Raw genomic sequence first — 15,397 nt, 5'->3', positions numbered from 1 at the left:
CCGATTCGACAACCGCTTCTCGATGTGATCGGCAGTTGTGTTTGCAGAACAGCGATACGAGATTTCGACAACGGGCGATCAGCGAGTCTTTCTTTACTCGCCCCGGCCGGATAATGGCCGGACGACATCCCTTGCGAACGACGGAAGAACCGATTGTTCTTCCGTCGATCGAGAACCGGGTGCATGGGCCGGAGGGCGTCGATCATCGGCGATGGGCAGGTCTGGTCGGTCCGACCAGACCTGCCCATCACCGATGACCAACCGAACCGATTTACGTCGCGAACTTCGTCGGCGTGCCGGCGAACTTGTTGATGTTCTTGAGTTGGCTCCACTCGGCGATCTTCGCCTGGGTGTCCATGGTGCCGTCGGCCTTTTGCGGGTAGTACATGATCTTGAGTTCGCCGTAGCTGAACGTGATCGATTCGGACGGGCCTTCGTCGCCCGGCCCGCTCCACCCGATCTTCGTCGTGAACACCGTCCCGAAGTGGAACACCAAGTACGGCGAACCGCTCGCCCCGCCCGCCGTCCCGGCGTCGCCGCCCGACTTGCGGATGGCGATGGAGACGACCTCGTAGTGCATCCCGGCCGCACAGTTGCGGAAGAACAACGGCGACGCCGCGTCCGTCGGCTTCTTGATTTCGAACTCCTTGAACTCGATCTTGCCACCCCCGGCCCCGCCGGTGGCCGACCCGACCGTCGACTTGTTTTCCACCGAGAAGCTGAAGTCCTTCAACTCGAAGGCGTTGACGTCGGCCGCCCCGAAGAAGGCGTCGGTCGTTTCACCCTTTGGCGAGAGGGCGGCCGCGTTTTGGGCCGCCTTGAACCAGATGTATGCATCGACTGCCATCGCGAACTCTCCGTAGTGGGGAATAAACTTGACTCGACTTCCGCCGGCCGAAACGACCGGCGTTTAACTTTGCTGCTCGCTGTACGTTGCCCGCCGTCGTGCGGATTACCCTTTCTTGGGAACCTCGGCGACGAGCCGCATGGACGTGCTGATGCCTTCGAACTGATAGTGCGGCTTCAGGTACGCGACGGCCTCGAACCAGCCCGGCTTGCCGGCGACGGGTTGCACGTCCACACGAGCCTCGGACAACGGGCGGTTGGCCAGCGTATCTTCGCTCGCCCCGGCCGGATCGACCACGAAGTTCCGAATCCAGTCGTTCAACCACGCCGCGCAACTGCCGGCGTCCATGAACGACCCGATCTTGTCCCGGGCCATTACCTTCAGGTAGTGGGCAAACCGACTCGTGCAGAGCAGCAGGTTGAACTTCGCCGATAGCTCGGCGTTCGAGTTCGCGGCGGGGTCCATGTACTGCTGCGGCTTCTGGCACGACTGCGCGCCCATGAACACGGCGAAGTCGCGGTCCTTGTGGTGCAACAGTGGCAGGAACCCGAGTTGCGACAGTTCGTATTCACGACGGTCGGTGATGGCGATTTCGGTCGGGCACTTCATCGCGATGTCCCCGTCGTCGGTCGGGAACGTGTGGACCGGCAGCCCCTCGACCTTCCCGCCGGCTTCGACCCCCCGGGTCCGGGCCATCCACCCGTACTTGGAGAAGGAGTCGGTAATCCGCGCAGCGTACGCCCAAGCGGCGTTCATCCAGTTGTACTTCGCGTGGTCGGTACCATCGACGTCTTCTTCGAAGTTGAACGCATCGACCTTCTTGTATTCTTCGCCGTACGGCAGGCGGGCTAGAACCCTGGGCATGGTGAGGGCTACGTAGCGAGAATCGGGCGACTCGCGGAAGCTCTTCCACGGGGCGTAGTCGACGCTGTCGAACACCTTCGCCAGGTCCCGCGGCTTGGGCAAGTCGGTCCAGTTGTCCAGGCCGAACATCTTCGGGCTGGTCCCGGCCACGAACGGGGCGTGGGCCGCCGCCGCGACCTGCGACATCATCTTCAACAGCGAGACGTCTTCCGCCCCGCGGCCGAACTCGTAGTCGCCCACGATCATGCCGTAGGGGTTACCGCCGAGTTGTCCGTACTCTTCTTCGTACAACCGCTTGAACAGCGTGCTCTGATCGAACTCGGCTGCCTTCTCGAGATCCTTAAGGACTTCCCGCTTCGTGACGTTCAGGACGCGGATCTTGAGCGATTCCCCCGTCTCGGACTGATTCACGAGGTAGTGCAGGCCGCGCCACGTGCTTTCGAGTTTTTGGAACTCGGGGGTGTGCATGATCTTGTTGACCTGGGCGGACAGCTTCTTGTCCACCTCGCCGATCCAGGTCTTGATGTTCGTCTCGACGTCCTTCGAAACGACCGCCCCCGGCTGAACGACTTGGTCGAGGAATTGCTTCAGGTAGTCCTTGGCGCGACTGGCCTCGGACGTGTCCTGCGGCTTGGTGGCCGCAATCACCTGGTCAATCAGGCTCAACTCGTAGTCGGTTTCGGTCGTGGTCTGGCTTTGCAGTGGGCTTTCGTTCATCGGTCGCACTCTCCGAAATGGTGGTCGGGTGCCGGACGTTTCCGGATCTTACGCGGGAGCCGGTTCGAGACCAAGTTCTCGGCTCATTTGTTCGACGATACTCGCGTCCCGGATGATGACCTTCATCAGTTCCGGGAAAGGCAGGCGGCCGAGGGCCACCGCGCGTTGAATCATGTACGGGATCGGGCTGTGTGGCTCGAGTCGTTGGAGGAGCGTGGCTGCGTCCGCCAGTTGGCGGTAGGCGTCCTCGCGGGTTTGCATGGTTAGTGTGGGGTGAGCCACGCCATTCGTCGATTGGACCGGAGTCCCTGCGTTGACTACTTCGGCGGGCGGTGGCGGGGCGATCACTTCGATCGGTGCCGGGCCTTTCTTGGCCAACATGCCGGCCACCAGCGTGCCGACTTCGGCGACGGCGAGGCGGACTTCCGACAGCGAAGGGGAGACATCCCCTAGGCGGCGGTCGAGCGCCTCGACGAGGTCGTCAATGGCCTTCGTGGAAGCGGCGATCTCGTCGGCGAGGGTTTGAATCTGGACCCGCGGGGCGGCGGCGACAGCCTTGTCGAACCGTTCCGGGAACGTCGAGGGCGTTCCGGGGTTGCCGTACTTGTCCGGCGGCGGCGGGATTTGCGATTCCTTCCACCCGAGCCACGTCATCTCGCCCGTTGCGTCCACCACGAGGGGGACCGCGCGGACGGCGAACGGGAACCGCGCGCCGCGGGCCGGATCGTCGAGCCAGTTGAACGCCGCCGCTCGCACCTCTACGTCGCCGTCTTCGATGACCGGGTAGATCCGGTCCCAGGCCTCTTCCGTCAGGCGGTGGAGAAAGGTCAACCCGTACTTCAGGCCGACGAACCCGTTCAGTTTCGTCGCCGCCTCGACGAGGCGGGCTGCGGTCATGAGATCCTTCGACGAATCGGTGAGCGTCTCGGTTGCCAGTTGAAGGATGAACGGCCAGTCCGCGAACTTCGGCTCGGCCGGCCGCAGGGGGTCGTTCGGGGAGTAATCGTTGGGGTTGATCGCCTTGCGAGCCGTTTCGAACTTTTCCCTCGCCACATAGGACACCGGCTCACCCGCCGGATTCGGGCCGGGAATCGGCGCGATGAGAACGTCGAGGTTCGGCAGGATCGAGAGATCCATCGTCTCACGTGGGAGTCGGAAGTTTGTGATCGAGATGGCAAGATATTATCCGAAGTCGTTCCTGAAACAAACGAAATTTGTCAACTTACGCAACACGCCTGGAGCCTTCGACAGATTTCAACGGCCGAGCGGACCGAGTGGCCCATTGGGCGAGGGGTCAACGCCTTGGCCTGGAGTGGCGGCCGGACCGAGATCGAGTCGGATGAGCGCGTCGAAATCTGTACGGAGGGCGGTATTGATCACGGTTTCCAAGGCGTCGCCGGACGCGGTGTACAGCACCCGCGTCGCGCCGAAGGTCGAGGCGATCAGTTCCAGTTGAGCCGTCTGATCGGCCGCACCCGCGATCGACCGGGCACCGACGCGGGCTGCGTGCGCGGCGGCGAAGCCGGCGTAGCCCGCCGTCGCCGCGACTTGATCGGCGAGAGAGAAAAGTTGGTCGAGCAAGGCCACGGGGAGCTCGCTCGCGTCGCCTCGGGCGGCACTATCGGCGTAGTCGATGGCGTTGAGAAAGTACTCGGCGGCGGTTCGTTCATCGTCCGTAGACGGCCGGTAGAGTTCCATGGCGCGCCGCGCCGCACGGGCCGCGAACGCCGCCAGTCCGCGGGTCGTGAGGGAACCGAGTTCGTTCAAACCGACGGGGAGTGCAGGTGGGTTCATGCCGAACATCAGACCACACCATGCCGCCGCTGTCAACGGCTCGGATTGTGAGACGACGACATGAGATCAAAGAGGCCGCGCCGCCCCGTCGGCGGTAGGCCGTTGACAGGCGTGGTGGTTGGCTTCGAAGGAGCGACCGCGGATGTCGGAACAGGGATTGTCGCCGCGGCGGGCAGGATCATTGGCGCGGGAATTGTCGCAGGTGGCGTCGGGACGCTGGCGACCGAGGTCGGCACTTGGGGGATCGAGATGGGTGCAGTTGCCGCGGCGAAACGGATGGTATCCGCAACGGTCCGCCGCCCGGTCGTGAGTGCCGGCGATGGGGTTTCCCCTATGTAATCGCTCAACGCCTTCCGGCCGTCGACGAGCGATTTCTCCCGTTCGATCGCTTCGATACGCTGGGCCGTGGCTTCCGGCGTCGGCTTTTCGGGCGGAAGCTCGGCGGGCGGCTCCTTGGGCGGCTCGGTGACTGTTCCGCAACACCGGGCCAGGGCTTGTGCCGCCATCGCCCGGACGCGGAGCGAAGTTTCCGGCGGGTTCCCGTCCTTGTCGCTGCCATCGACGGTGAGCGTCAACGCCTTGATCGTCTTGGTGGAACAACAGCACCCGCGGGCGAACGCCATGGCCGCCTCGTACCGGACGCACTCGTTCGTGTCGGTCCGCAGGGCACCAATGAGCGCGGTCTCGGCCTCCGGGAATCGCTTGCAGTTGACCGTGCCGAGGTAGCGGACTGCGGCCTTCCGGTCGGCGGCCCCGGCTTCGAGTTGCTTGATCCGGGCGGCCGCCCCCTCGGCCTCGGTTGCGGGCTTGTTCAGGTCGGCCGGGTTCGGGGCGAGCGGGTCGGTCGCGCTCGGCGGGCAGCACCCCGGGAGGATGCCGCCGGTGATCGCAGACGCCGGCTTCACCACGTTGTTCAGGAGTTTGCCGAACTGGGACTGGCAGAGTTTGTCCTTCTTCGCTGCGCACGACGCCTTCTGATCGGGCGTGAGCATGAAGAAGCTCCAAATGTTCCGCGGTGCGGCCGTCGGAACGCTACCCACGCCCGGAACACCGCCTCCTACCCCGGGGACGCCGCCTCCTACCCCAGGGACGCCTGCGCCCGGGACGGCGGGAATCGCTGGGACGGCCGGTGCCGCCGGGATGGCGGGCAGTTGCCCGAACGCAGCCGTTGCGGACGTTCCCATCACGGCGATCGCGAAGACGTTTCGGAGTGACATCCCGGCCTCCCCTGCAGCGCAGTTTGCGTTTCAAGAGACTATCGGCTGTTCTCGGTCGAGAAGGCCACGAATTCTTCGATTATTGGGGTCGTAACGATTAGGAGGGCAATTCGCGCCACTTTTTGACATCTTGTTGAACTTTCACGCAAGGTCCGTCCGATACAGAGGAGAGGACACGAGGCTTTGCACGATGAACAGGATTCATAGCATCCGATCGATCCTGCGATTCGCGGTTGGGATCGTAATCGTGCTTGTCACGGTCGGAAGCCATCTTGCGCAAACGCCAGCACAGTTCGTCCTCCGCGGTAGTGGCAATCCGTCCGGGCCGCGCTTGCCGGACGGTCGCCACCTCAGCCGTGTCGTCAACGAGTTGCTTACGTCGCCTAACGATGCCTTGGGGGGGCCGTCCGGGCCGCGCTTGCCGGACGGCAACCGCCTCAACCCGGTCGTCAACGAATTGCTTATAGTGCCGGGTCAGCCTATCGCCCCGCAACCGACCGAGATCCCGGCATCAATGCCGGACTTACTCCGGATGCCAGAACTACTGCCGGTGGCCGCCGAGACTCGGCTTGAACCGGCCCCGACTCGAACCCCCGTACTGTTCCCCGAGGGAACACCGGAACCGTCACCGGGCCTCACGGCCGCCGTGGCGAGCTTTCTGTCCACCGACATTCGACCGGCGGCTGAACGCCCTCAACCGTTGGGGCCGCAGCATCAGCCGGCGGCCTCACGACCAACGGCCTCTCTGATCCCCGACGTTCCGCCGCCGGCTCCGGTTCAACAGGCCGCTTGCCAGTCGTGCGGGACGGGGAACATCGGGAGCCCGTCGTTCGACTTGATGACGTCCGATCCGAGCGGGTGCTACCCCGGCCGCTTCAACAACGGCGTCGAAGCGTACCCCTCGCACGCGCTCGGCCGGTTCCTGTACGGTATCTACAACTGCGTTTGTCTTCCCGACCCGTGCTACGAACCGAAGTGGACGCCGCTCGCCGACTCGGCGTTCTTCACCCCGACGGCCCGGCCGGTCACGCAGATGCGATTCCGCACCGACTTAACCCGCGGCCTCGCCACGCCCGACCGGGCCGAGTACTTCTGGGCCAAGGGCCTCGGGAACACCCGCGGGGCACAGTCGCCGGACGGGCGGCGGGTCGACCGCGTCCGCGATGACGCGATCTCTATGTACACCGAAGCGGCGACCGGCCGCGTCGGCGTCTTCACCGAGTTGACCTACCACCGCGTGCGGCCCGACGACCGGCCGGGGTCGTCCGGGTTCGGCGACCTGAAACTCGGGACGAAGACCCTCCTGCTGGACTGTGAACTGCTTCAGATCGCCTTCCAACTGCAAACAACCGTGCCGACGGGGAACACCGAGAAGGGACTGGGCACCGGCCACACGACGCTCGAACCGTCCGTGATCTTGGGCCTGAAACTGTCCAACGATTCGTACTTCCAGGCTCAGGTCGGCGAGTGGATCCCGCTCGGGGGCGACACCGATTACGCCGGGGCGGCCATCCAGTACAACTGGTCCTACAACCACGTGCTTTGCCGCCCGCTGGCGAACTGCCCGATCATCGGCACGATGGAGTTTCGGGGCGTGACGTTCCAGGACGGTGCGTACACCGACCCGGCCACGGGCATTTCGCTCGGGGCGAGCGGGAATTCGTACATCGGCATCGGCCCGGGGTTGCGGGGGTTCATCTGCGACCGGGCCGACTTCGGCGGTGCCGTCTCCTACGGAGTCGGGAGCGCCGTCGGCCCGCGGCAAGAGTACCGCTTCGACCTCCGCGTCCGGTACTGACCCACCCCGTGCAACGGGCGAATCGAATGGGAATCTCCTTGTCTCACTCGGGCCTGCTCGCCATAATCCGTCCATGCTCTGTGCGTGCTTAAAATCCTTGAACGCGGCCGCCGCGGGCCTGGCGAACGTCCAGGCAAATCTGGCCGCCGCGGGGAACGTGAACGCCGCTTTGGCCGCGTCCGCCGGACTGACGGCCGCCGTCAACGCGGCTGTCGGTGCCTCCGCCACGGCGAGCGCTTCCGCATCGGCCGCCCTCGGGTTGTCGGCATCCGCATCGCTCAAACTCTCGGCCTTCGCCAGCTTCAACGCGAACCTCAAGGCCGCGTTCGGGTTCGACATTTTCTCGGCCGCAGCGGCGGCGCTGCTCAAGCAGTTGTTCGACTCGCTGAACGCCAACGGCCTCCGGTCCTTGCTCAACGGTGCCCCGTTCCCCGCGTTGCCCCAATTGCAAGGCATCGCGGCAGCGGCGAACGCCGCGGCCTCCGCGCAAGCGGCCCTCGGGCTGGACCTCACCGCAGACCTGAAGGCCGATCTGAACGCCGCCCTCTCGGCCGCGGCCTCGGCCGACCTGTCCGCGTCGGCGTCCCTCAGCGCATCGGCCGCACTCGCCGCGTCCGTCCAGGCTGGCCTCGGCGTGAACCTCTCAGCCTCCGGTTCCGTGAATCTCCTCGGCGGCATGTTCGACGCGGCCGCCTCGAACATTGCGGGGATGCCGCAGTTCGGCAGCCCGTTCCCGCCGGAGTTGATGAAGAAACTCGCCGAACTGCTCGCCGCCCTCGCGGCGATCAACAAAGGTTTCGGGGAGGACCTCATGCTCCCGGGCGTCGGCCACTCCCTCGGCAAGAAACTCGGCAAGATGGCCTCGAATGCGAAAAGCCTCAGCCGCAGTCCGAGCAAGAGTTTGAGCAAGAGTCTCGGCCGAGACCTCTCGAAATCGTTCTCGAAGAGCCTTTCGCGGGACTACTCCCACGTCATGGACGAGTCGTTCAACAAGACCATCGGCAAGGTTCCGAGCGTACCGGTTTCGCTCGATCTGCTCGCCATGCTCGCGAACGCCTTGCTGGCCGCGCTCGGATTCCCACTCGCCCAGAAGACGCCGTGCTCGCCCCTCTGCCTGTTGGAGATGATTCCGCTCGTGCCGTGCCCGAGCGCGATGGCCGCGTGGGCGAAGGCCGTGGCGAAACAAGCGGCCATCGCCCCGCCGGTTACCCTGTCCGTGAATACATCCGCCACCGCGACTACTTCGGCCTCGGGGACCGCCACCGCGACTAGCTCTGCAACCGCGGCGGCGACCGGAGGTGCCACGGCCAGCGGCAGCGCGACGGGCGCGGCGAGTGGGACCGCCACAGCCCCGGGCGGGCAAACGGCAAGTGCCGCAGCCAGTAAGACCGCAGCGGGCACAGCCACAACCGGAGGGACAGTCACGGCCGGCGCGAGTGCCGCCGCGACCGCCAGCAGGAGTGCAAACGCCAGCGGCAGTGCGACCGCAGGGGCTGACAGCAGTGGCAGAGCGACCAGCGGCACGGCGGCGACCGCCGGGACTTCGGCCGCGGCTGGCGCATCGGCCAATACGAGCTCGACGAAACCGCCGGAGGCGTCGACGTGATCTGCTTCTGCTCGATCCCCCAAATCCAACTCACGCAGCACTTCCGGCCGCTGATGCCGAACCTCGCGTTCCCGCCGGTGAACGTGTTGCTGCCGGACCCGGCTGGGCTACTCGCCGCGCTCCTCGCACCGGCCCTGAAGCCGGCCCTGGACGCGCTCAAGGATGTCGGGTTGCCACCGCCGCCGGCCGCGCTGGCCGTGGCCGCCCAGGCCGCTGCCGCGGCGAACGCTGCCGCCGCGGCGAGCGCCGCCGCCGCCGTCTCGGCGGCCGGAAACGCCCAGATGCAGATCGCGGCCCAACTGACGGCGGCCGCCCAGTTCGCCGCCACGATTAACGCGACCCTCGGCGTGAACCTCACTTCGCCCCGTGCGCCGGACCTGCTCGGCATGTTGCTGGCGTCGTTGCGGAACTTGATGAACACGTTGGCGAACTTGCCCCTCGCCGCCCTCGGGGCACTCCTCCCGCTGGCCGAACTCGCGAAGCTCGTGGACCAACTGCGGCAACTCGTCGGCCCGAACCCGCTTGCCCCGGCGGCCCTCGCCCCCCTGGCCCCAGCCCTCGCGGTCGCCGCGTCGGCCGGCGTGGGAGCATCGGCGGGAGCATCGGTCGCCGCCGGCGCGTCGATGGCCGCATCCGCTTCCGCCGCCCTCTCGGCGGCCGTCAAAGCCGGGTTCGGTGTGAACCTGGCCGCTTCCGGCGGGATTGCCGCCGCCGTGTCGGCGGCCGCCGCCCTGAAAGCGAACATCCCGCTGATGCCGCCGTTCGCGGACGTGATTTCGCTCGAACTTCTGATGAAGCTCCTCGAACTGCTTACTGCCCTCGATGCGATCCTGGCCGGCCTGGGCATTGACATGCTGGCCGCGAACGCGGCGGCGGCGTTAAACTCTCTGATGCAGCCGATCAACTTCGCGCCGCTGGCAGGATTGCCCGTCGGCCTCCCGGCGGCGGCCCTCGCGGCCAGCCTCGGCGCGAGTGGGGCGGCCACGTTGGGTCTCTCGGCATCGGCGGCCGTGGGCCTCTCGGCCAGTGCCAGCGCGGCGGCCGCAGCCAGTGCTTCCGCTTCTGCCGCAGCCTCGGCCGCGCTCGCCGCGAAGGTGGACGCTCTGATGGCCGCGGGGCTGGGCGGGGTGCTGGCCGGGTTCCCAACGATTCCCATGATCCCGATGATGCTGGCGATGCTCATCATGGCGATCGGCCAGAAGCTCGGCATCCAACTCGTGTCGTTCGGCGACTGCAAGTTGTACCGCTAATTCTCGAGACCGTGAGGTGCTGCGATGGGAATGCCGGCCGCCCGATTGTCGGACAAGGTGCTGCAGAACGGCCCGCACTGCCACGCGCCGATCCACCCGGCCGCCCCGATCCCGACGCCGGTCCCGCACCCGCCGATGCCCCTGACGATCATCAAAGGGTTGCCGAGCGTCCTCATCGGCGGCATGCCGGCCGCCCGCATCACGGATACGACAGCTCCGTGTACGTTGCCCGGTTGCGTGCCCGGCGGCCCCGGCATGGTCGTTCTGGGTTCGACCGGCGTCCTGATCGGTAAACTCCCCGCCGCCCGCGTCGGGGATACTACGGCACACGCGAGTTGCGTCGCCCCGATCCCGATGCCGATGGGCAAGGTGATCCCGCCCGGCTGCTCGAAAGTCCTGATCGGCTGACCCCGTGAAACTCGAACACTTCGCCGCCTTCCGTCCGCTCTGCCCCGCCTGCCGTGGCAGCGAAGCGTCGCTCGGCATCGACCGCGTCGCCAAGGGTGACGGGCACGAAATTTTCGAAGCGATGCTCGCGTGCCCGAACCCGGCGTGCCGGGCGCAGTACCCGGTCCTCGACGGCATCCCGGTGATCGTTGCCGACGCCCGGTCGGTCGTGGCCGGGAGCGTTCTGCCCTTGCTCGCCCGCGACGACTTGAGCGACCTCGCGGAAGACGTGATCGCGGAATGCGGCGGCCCAGGATCGGCTCTCGACACGTACCGTCAACAACTCTCGTCCTACGCCTGGGACCACTACGCCGAGTTCGACCCCGCGGAACCGACCGGCGAACCCCGGCCCGGGGCGGTGGCACGACTACTGGCCCGCGGGTTGGCGCTCGCGGGGCCGACCACTGGGCCGGCCCTCGACCTCGGCTGCTCGGTCGGGCGGACGACGTTCGAACTGGCTGCTGCGACGAGCGGCTTGACGCTCGGCATCGATTTGAATTTGGCGAAACTGCGACTCGCGGCCGCCGTGCTGCGAACGGGGCGGGTCCGATATCCCCGGCGGCGTGTGGGGAGTGTGTACGACCGCCGCGAATTTGCCGTGCCGTTACATCGCGAGCGGGTGGACTTCTGGGCGTGCGATGTGACCGCGCTGCCGCTCGCAGGTGGGCTATTCGGAACGGTGGTGAGTTTGAACGTGCTCGACTCGATCGCGGCACCGGCGGCCCACCTGAACGCGGCCGCGACTGCGATGGAACCGGGCGGTCGGCTGGTGCTCGGGTGCCCCTACGACTGGGCACCGGCCGCGACGTCGGCAGAGGTCTGGCTCGGCGGTCACAGCCGGCGGGCGACGCACGAGGGTGCGTCGGAACCGGCTGCGGTCGCGGCCCTCGTCGCAGCCGGACTGACAGTAGAGGCCGAAGACCCGGATGTGCCGTGGCACGTCCGAATGCACGATCGGGCCACCGTCACGTACCGCTGCCACCTTATGGCTGCGAGTCGAACCGGTTTTGCCACCTCCGGTCGCCCCGACGCCGATTCGGAATGACGATTTTTCAGCCGTGTTCGATATGGTTTGAGGCTTTGCCCCGCCAGGTCGCCAGATAACGACCTGGCGGGGTAAAGCTGAGCGGCCACCCGAGCGGGGGCTGCGGGAATTGGTCCCAGCTTTTACTCGAGGATCGTCTTTTCGAGCGCGAGCTTCGTGATCTTGTCATACCCCAACTGGGCGGCCGTCGACAGGATGCCGGCGCACGCCTCGCTGACCTTGTCGGGGGCGAACTGACTGGGGTCCGCGAACGACAGGGCCAGATCGGACAACACCAGGACGTTCTCAAAGATCTTGAACCCGACCCCCTTGAGCTTGACCAATTCCCCGACGCGGACCTCGGCCGCCTTGATCTTGGGGTCGAACGTCTTGGCCCGGTTCTCGTACTTGATGACCTCGGCCAGGGCTTCGTTCACCTCCACCTCGAACGGCACCAGGGCGTTTTCGAGTTGCGACTCCATCGTCGCGATGTTCCCCTTGGCCAGCGGGCTGGGGTGCTTCTCGAGGATCTTCTTGTACCCGGCCTTGAACTCCGTCTTGAACGACTGCATCTTCAGGAGGATCTTGTTCAGTTCCTTGGCCGCGTCGTGGGCCTTGACGATGGTGCCGGCGTACTTGCTCTTGAGCGTGCCCAGGTTCTCGACGCACGTCTTGATGCACGGCAGGGCGATGCCGGTGAACTGCTTGAACACCAAGGCCCCGGCTTCCGCCCCCTTGCCCTTGGCCGTGAACTCGCCCTGGCTGTCGGTGAAGTGCTTCTCGACGAGCTTCAGGTTCGTCTCAAGCGACTTCATGGCGTCGGCGATGGACTGGGCCAGCTTGCGGATTTCGTCCCCGATGGTGACGCACGACTTGACCATGCCGACGATGGACGGAATGGACGTGGCCCCGAACGACACCGCCCCGGTGGCGAACAGGGTAATGGAGATGATCAGCCCGGACAGGGCGCCGGCGATCTTCACCCCGACCTTGATCTTGTAGTCCTTGTACTCTTTCTTCACGGCGGTGTACGCCGTCCACGCTTCCAGGGCCGCCTTCTCGGCCGGCCCCTTTGCCACGTCGATGGCCCCCTTGATGCCGGTGTTGACCACGTCGATCAGTTTCTCGAGTTTCGCCGCCTGGTTCGTGTCCCGGAGTTGGATGGCCCCCTTGTCGGTGTTCTTCAAGTTCTGGCCGATGCGGGCGACCAGATCCTTGTAGACCGGCCCGATCTTCCCATGCATTTGCTGCTGCAACAGGGGGTCTTTACCGACCGCGTCCTTGACCTTACTGTCGACCTCGAGGTCGATCTTGAAGCTGTTGCTCGTAGGATACTTCATGACCTCCAGCGGGCCGGCCGCTTCTTTAATGTCCTTGTCCATCTGGGCCGATGTCATCTCGAAAATGCCCGAAATAGTCGCCACGTGAGTCCCTCAGAAAGTGTCAGGCGGGTGTGGGTTGCGTCGAACGCGAGTCCGAAGGGGTGTCAGAGATTCCAGTGTTGTGTGGATTACCCTCTGCGAAGGTGATCCACACGATACGCGGCCAATGAGTTACCCTCCGCGAGGGCGCAACCCGCCCCGCGGATTTTGTGGGCCGTCATCCAATGAAGGCCAAGAACGAAAGGTGTACGGACGCGAGTCGGGAACGGATTTCGCCGTAGCAGGGGCGTTACTCGGTTTTGCCTTCGCCCATCTGGGCGGCCATTTTCGCGGCCGATTCGGTGTTCGCGATCACGTCGGCCAGGAGGCTCTCCAACTGGTCGTTGCCTTCCATCTTGGAGAGCAGTTGTGTTAGTTTGTGCCGCATGTCGAGCAGTTCCTTCAGAGCCGGCACCTGGGCGGCCACGTTTTGCGGCTCGAAGTCGTCCATCTTCTTGAAGTTGAGTTCGACTGCCAACTTCGACCCGTCACCGGTCAGTTCGTTGTCCACCTTCGTGGCCACGCGGGCACCGGACTTCGCGAGCACGTCGTTGAAGTTGTCGCGGTCGATGTTGGTGATCTTCCGCTCCTTGAGCGGCTTGAGTGGCGTGGACGGCATCCCGGACAGGTCGGCCATAACGCCGACGACGAACGGCAGTTCCGTCTTCTTCATCGCCCCGTTCGTTTCGACGTCGTAAGTGATTTGCACCCGCGGGCGGCGGACGCGGTCCAGTTTATGTTGCAAACTCTCGGCCATCGGTCTTCCTCCAGAGTGTGATCGATTCGTTGTAGCGTTCGGTAGGGTTCGGCCTACGAGTCTTCGAGTTGTTTCAGCATGTCCTCGATCGACTGGTCCGGCGCGTCGGCGGGCGGGGGAGCGTCGTCCACGGGCGCGTCGAGGGCGGCCATCATCGCCGCAATGTCGTCGGCCCCGTCCGAAGGGGCGTCCGCGGGGGGACTGTCGAGGGCGGCCATCATGGCCGCGAGATCGTCACCGCCGGACGAGGGAGAATCGGAATCACTCGACAGGCTGCTGCTGTCGTCGCTCGATGCGAACGATTCCGATGTTTCGGATGATGCGGACGATTCGGACGAGCTTTCGCTGGATGCGGCGGCCCCCGAGGCCCGTTTCGGCGCGGTGCCGGTCATCTCGGAGTCCATCACGACGCTGACGCCGAAGCGGCCACGCGGCGGGCCGGCTGAGGCGCTCTTCCCCCATCGGCCGTACAGGTCGGCCGGCGGGGTGCCGGCACCGAGCGAGTGCAACCGGGTGAGTTGACACGAGTCGGCCGACTTCACGGCCAATGCCGTCATGACCCCCAACCCCGTCAACCGCTCGGCCGCCTTCCGGTCGAGCCAGCAGTCGAGGAGGGTCAAGTGATCGTCGTCGTCGGCATCCGTGTACGCATGGGTCGTCATGCCTTCCAGCACGCGCGTCTTTTGTGCCCCGAACCCCCAACCGTCGGCGACATACCCCTGCGCGAGAACCCCGGCCGGAATGAACACGGCAGGTGCCCAGACGTACGACTCGGAAACGGCGTCGCGCTTGAACTCTTCGTAAGGGAACGCCTCGGGCGGCCGGAAGTCTTCGCCGTAGGGCCGGCGGGCCAGGAACCGTGGCGTCGCCAGTCCAATCAGACCGGCCTCGGGCAACGCCCGGAGTTCCGCCCACGCCTCGGCGTCGGCTTCGTCAATGGCGGTCGCCGAATCGGTCGCGGTTGTCGACACGCCGGCCAAGAATGGCCCGCCGCAGTCGGTCAAAGTCCGGGCCGCCCGGCCGAGCAGTTCGGCGTGTGCAGCCGTGAAGTCGTAGTCGTAGAGCCCCATGACAGCGGCCCACGGCTTGCCCTTCTTGCCGAAGACGGCGTCGGCCACGAGGGCCTTGTAGACGACACTCTCGCTCAGCTCGTCACCGCTCAACGCGGTGGCGAAGTTGTCGGCGGACACGTCGTACAACACGACCTCGATCTGCCGGCCGCTTTTGCGACCGCGACGGGCGAGCCAATCGACGCCCCGCCACACGCCCTCGGCCCGCCGCAAGTTCGGGTGCCGCAAAACGCTGTCGAGGAACTCCGCCTTCTCGTCCTCGTCGGACAGATCCGTGAAGTGATCCACGGCCCGCACGACGGCGTCCGGTTCAAAGTCGTCGAGGGACTGGATGGTCAGGGACGGGTCGCCCGGCAGCCCGTCGAGCGGGACCGTCGGGTTGAGTTTGGCAATCGTGGCTTCAAAGTCTTCGAGGTTGAGGAGTACCGGCTTGGCACTCTCGAAGTCGCCGCCGCGGCCGGAAAAGTCGCCGAGGACGGCCAGTCGGAACGGGTCGGTCGGGGCGGGCACACCGTGGTTGTCCCTGGGTGCCGGGGCAACGCCAAGATTCAACGCCATGTGATGCGCCGTTTCTAAGTGGGGCAG

The 15,397-nt window shown here is 65.6% G+C and carries 13 protein-coding genes; 5 read left to right on the top strand and 8 right to left on the bottom strand.

Annotation, left to right across the window (positions count from 1 at the left end; translation table 11 throughout):
• Positions 1-271 precede the first annotated feature (271 nt).
• The 5 genes from PX52LOC_RS31720 to PX52LOC_RS31700 form a co-directional block, all read right to left on the bottom strand.
• The gene (locus tag PX52LOC_RS31720; protein WP_149113840.1) at positions 272-847 is read right to left on the bottom strand and encodes a type VI secretion system tube protein Hcp; all 576 of its coding nucleotides are present in this window, start codon (positions 845-847) and stop codon (positions 272-274) included.
• Between the two features lie 105 nt (positions 848-952).
• Positions 953-2,428: a type VI secretion system contractile sheath large subunit gene (gene tssC / locus PX52LOC_RS31715; protein WP_149113839.1), complete on the bottom strand. Its 1,476-nt coding sequence runs from the start codon at positions 2,426-2,428 to the stop codon at positions 953-955.
• Positions 2,429-2,476: 48 nt separating this feature from the next.
• Positions 2,477-3,565: a type VI secretion system protein TssA gene (tssA, locus tag PX52LOC_RS31710; RefSeq protein ID WP_149113838.1), complete on the bottom strand. Its 1,089-nt coding sequence runs from the start codon at positions 3,563-3,565 to the stop codon at positions 2,477-2,479.
• A gap of 117 nt (positions 3,566-3,682) precedes the next feature.
• Positions 3,683-4,222 (bottom strand): hypothetical protein, encoded by a 540-nt coding sequence (locus PX52LOC_RS31705; RefSeq protein ID WP_149113837.1) that lies wholly within the window; start codon positions 4,220-4,222, stop codon positions 3,683-3,685.
• Positions 4,223-4,254: 32 nt separating this feature from the next.
• Complete coding sequence (locus tag PX52LOC_RS31700) at positions 4,255-5,439, bottom strand: hypothetical protein (protein WP_149113836.1); 1,185 nt, start codon at positions 5,437-5,439, stop codon at positions 4,255-4,257.
• An 838-nt stretch (positions 5,440-6,277) separates the two neighbouring features.
• Here PX52LOC_RS31700 and PX52LOC_RS31695 point away from each other — a divergent pair.
• The 5 genes from PX52LOC_RS31695 (at position 6,278) to PX52LOC_RS31675 (ending at position 11,585) form a co-directional block, all read left to right on the top strand.
• Positions 6,278-7,237 (top strand): transporter, encoded by a 960-nt coding sequence (locus PX52LOC_RS31695; protein WP_149113835.1) that lies wholly within the window; start codon positions 6,278-6,280, stop codon positions 7,235-7,237.
• Positions 7,238-7,310: 73 nt separating this feature from the next.
• Entirely contained in the window at positions 7,311-8,843 is a 1,533-nt protein-coding gene (locus tag PX52LOC_RS31690) for a hypothetical protein (RefSeq protein ID WP_168219328.1), read from the top strand.
• The gene (locus tag PX52LOC_RS31685; RefSeq protein WP_149113833.1) at positions 8,840-10,093 is read left to right on the top strand and encodes a hypothetical protein; all 1,254 of its coding nucleotides are present in this window, start codon (positions 8,840-8,842) and stop codon (positions 10,091-10,093) included. Before PX52LOC_RS31690 ends, PX52LOC_RS31685 begins: the two co-directional genes overlap by 4 nt.
• A gap of 24 nt (positions 10,094-10,117) precedes the next feature.
• Positions 10,118-10,501 carry a PAAR domain-containing protein gene (locus PX52LOC_RS31680; RefSeq protein ID WP_149113832.1) on the top strand — a complete coding sequence of 128 codons (384 nt, stop codon included), beginning with the start codon at positions 10,118-10,120 and terminating at the stop codon, positions 10,499-10,501.
• A gap of 4 nt (positions 10,502-10,505) precedes the next feature.
• Complete coding sequence (locus PX52LOC_RS31675) at positions 10,506-11,585, top strand: methyltransferase domain-containing protein (RefSeq protein WP_149113831.1); 1,080 nt, start codon at positions 10,506-10,508, stop codon at positions 11,583-11,585.
• 122 nt (positions 11,586-11,707) lie between these two features.
• On the opposite strand, the gene PX52LOC_RS31670 is transcribed toward PX52LOC_RS31675, so the two are convergent.
• The 3 genes from PX52LOC_RS31670 to PX52LOC_RS31660 form a co-directional block, all read right to left on the bottom strand.
• Positions 11,708-12,988 (bottom strand): hypothetical protein, encoded by a 1,281-nt coding sequence (locus PX52LOC_RS31670; protein WP_149113830.1) that lies wholly within the window; start codon positions 12,986-12,988, stop codon positions 11,708-11,710.
• Between the two features lie 247 nt (positions 12,989-13,235).
• On the bottom strand, positions 13,236-13,742 hold the full coding sequence (tssB, locus tag PX52LOC_RS31665; protein ID WP_149113829.1) for a type VI secretion system contractile sheath small subunit: 507 nt from the start codon (positions 13,740-13,742) through the stop codon (positions 13,236-13,238).
• 53 nt (positions 13,743-13,795) lie between these two features.
• A complete protein-coding gene (locus tag PX52LOC_RS31660) occupies positions 13,796-15,322 on the bottom strand; it encodes a type VI secretion system contractile sheath domain-containing protein (protein ID WP_168219327.1) in 1,527 nt (508 codons plus the stop codon).
• Between the last annotated feature and the right edge of the window lie 75 nt (positions 15,323-15,397).

The sequence above is a fragment of the Limnoglobus roseus genome, from assembly GCF_008254045.1.
GTDB lineage: Bacteria > Planctomycetota > Planctomycetia > Gemmatales > Gemmataceae > Limnoglobus > Limnoglobus roseus.
This window is presented reverse-complemented; position numbering and strand designations above follow the sequence as displayed.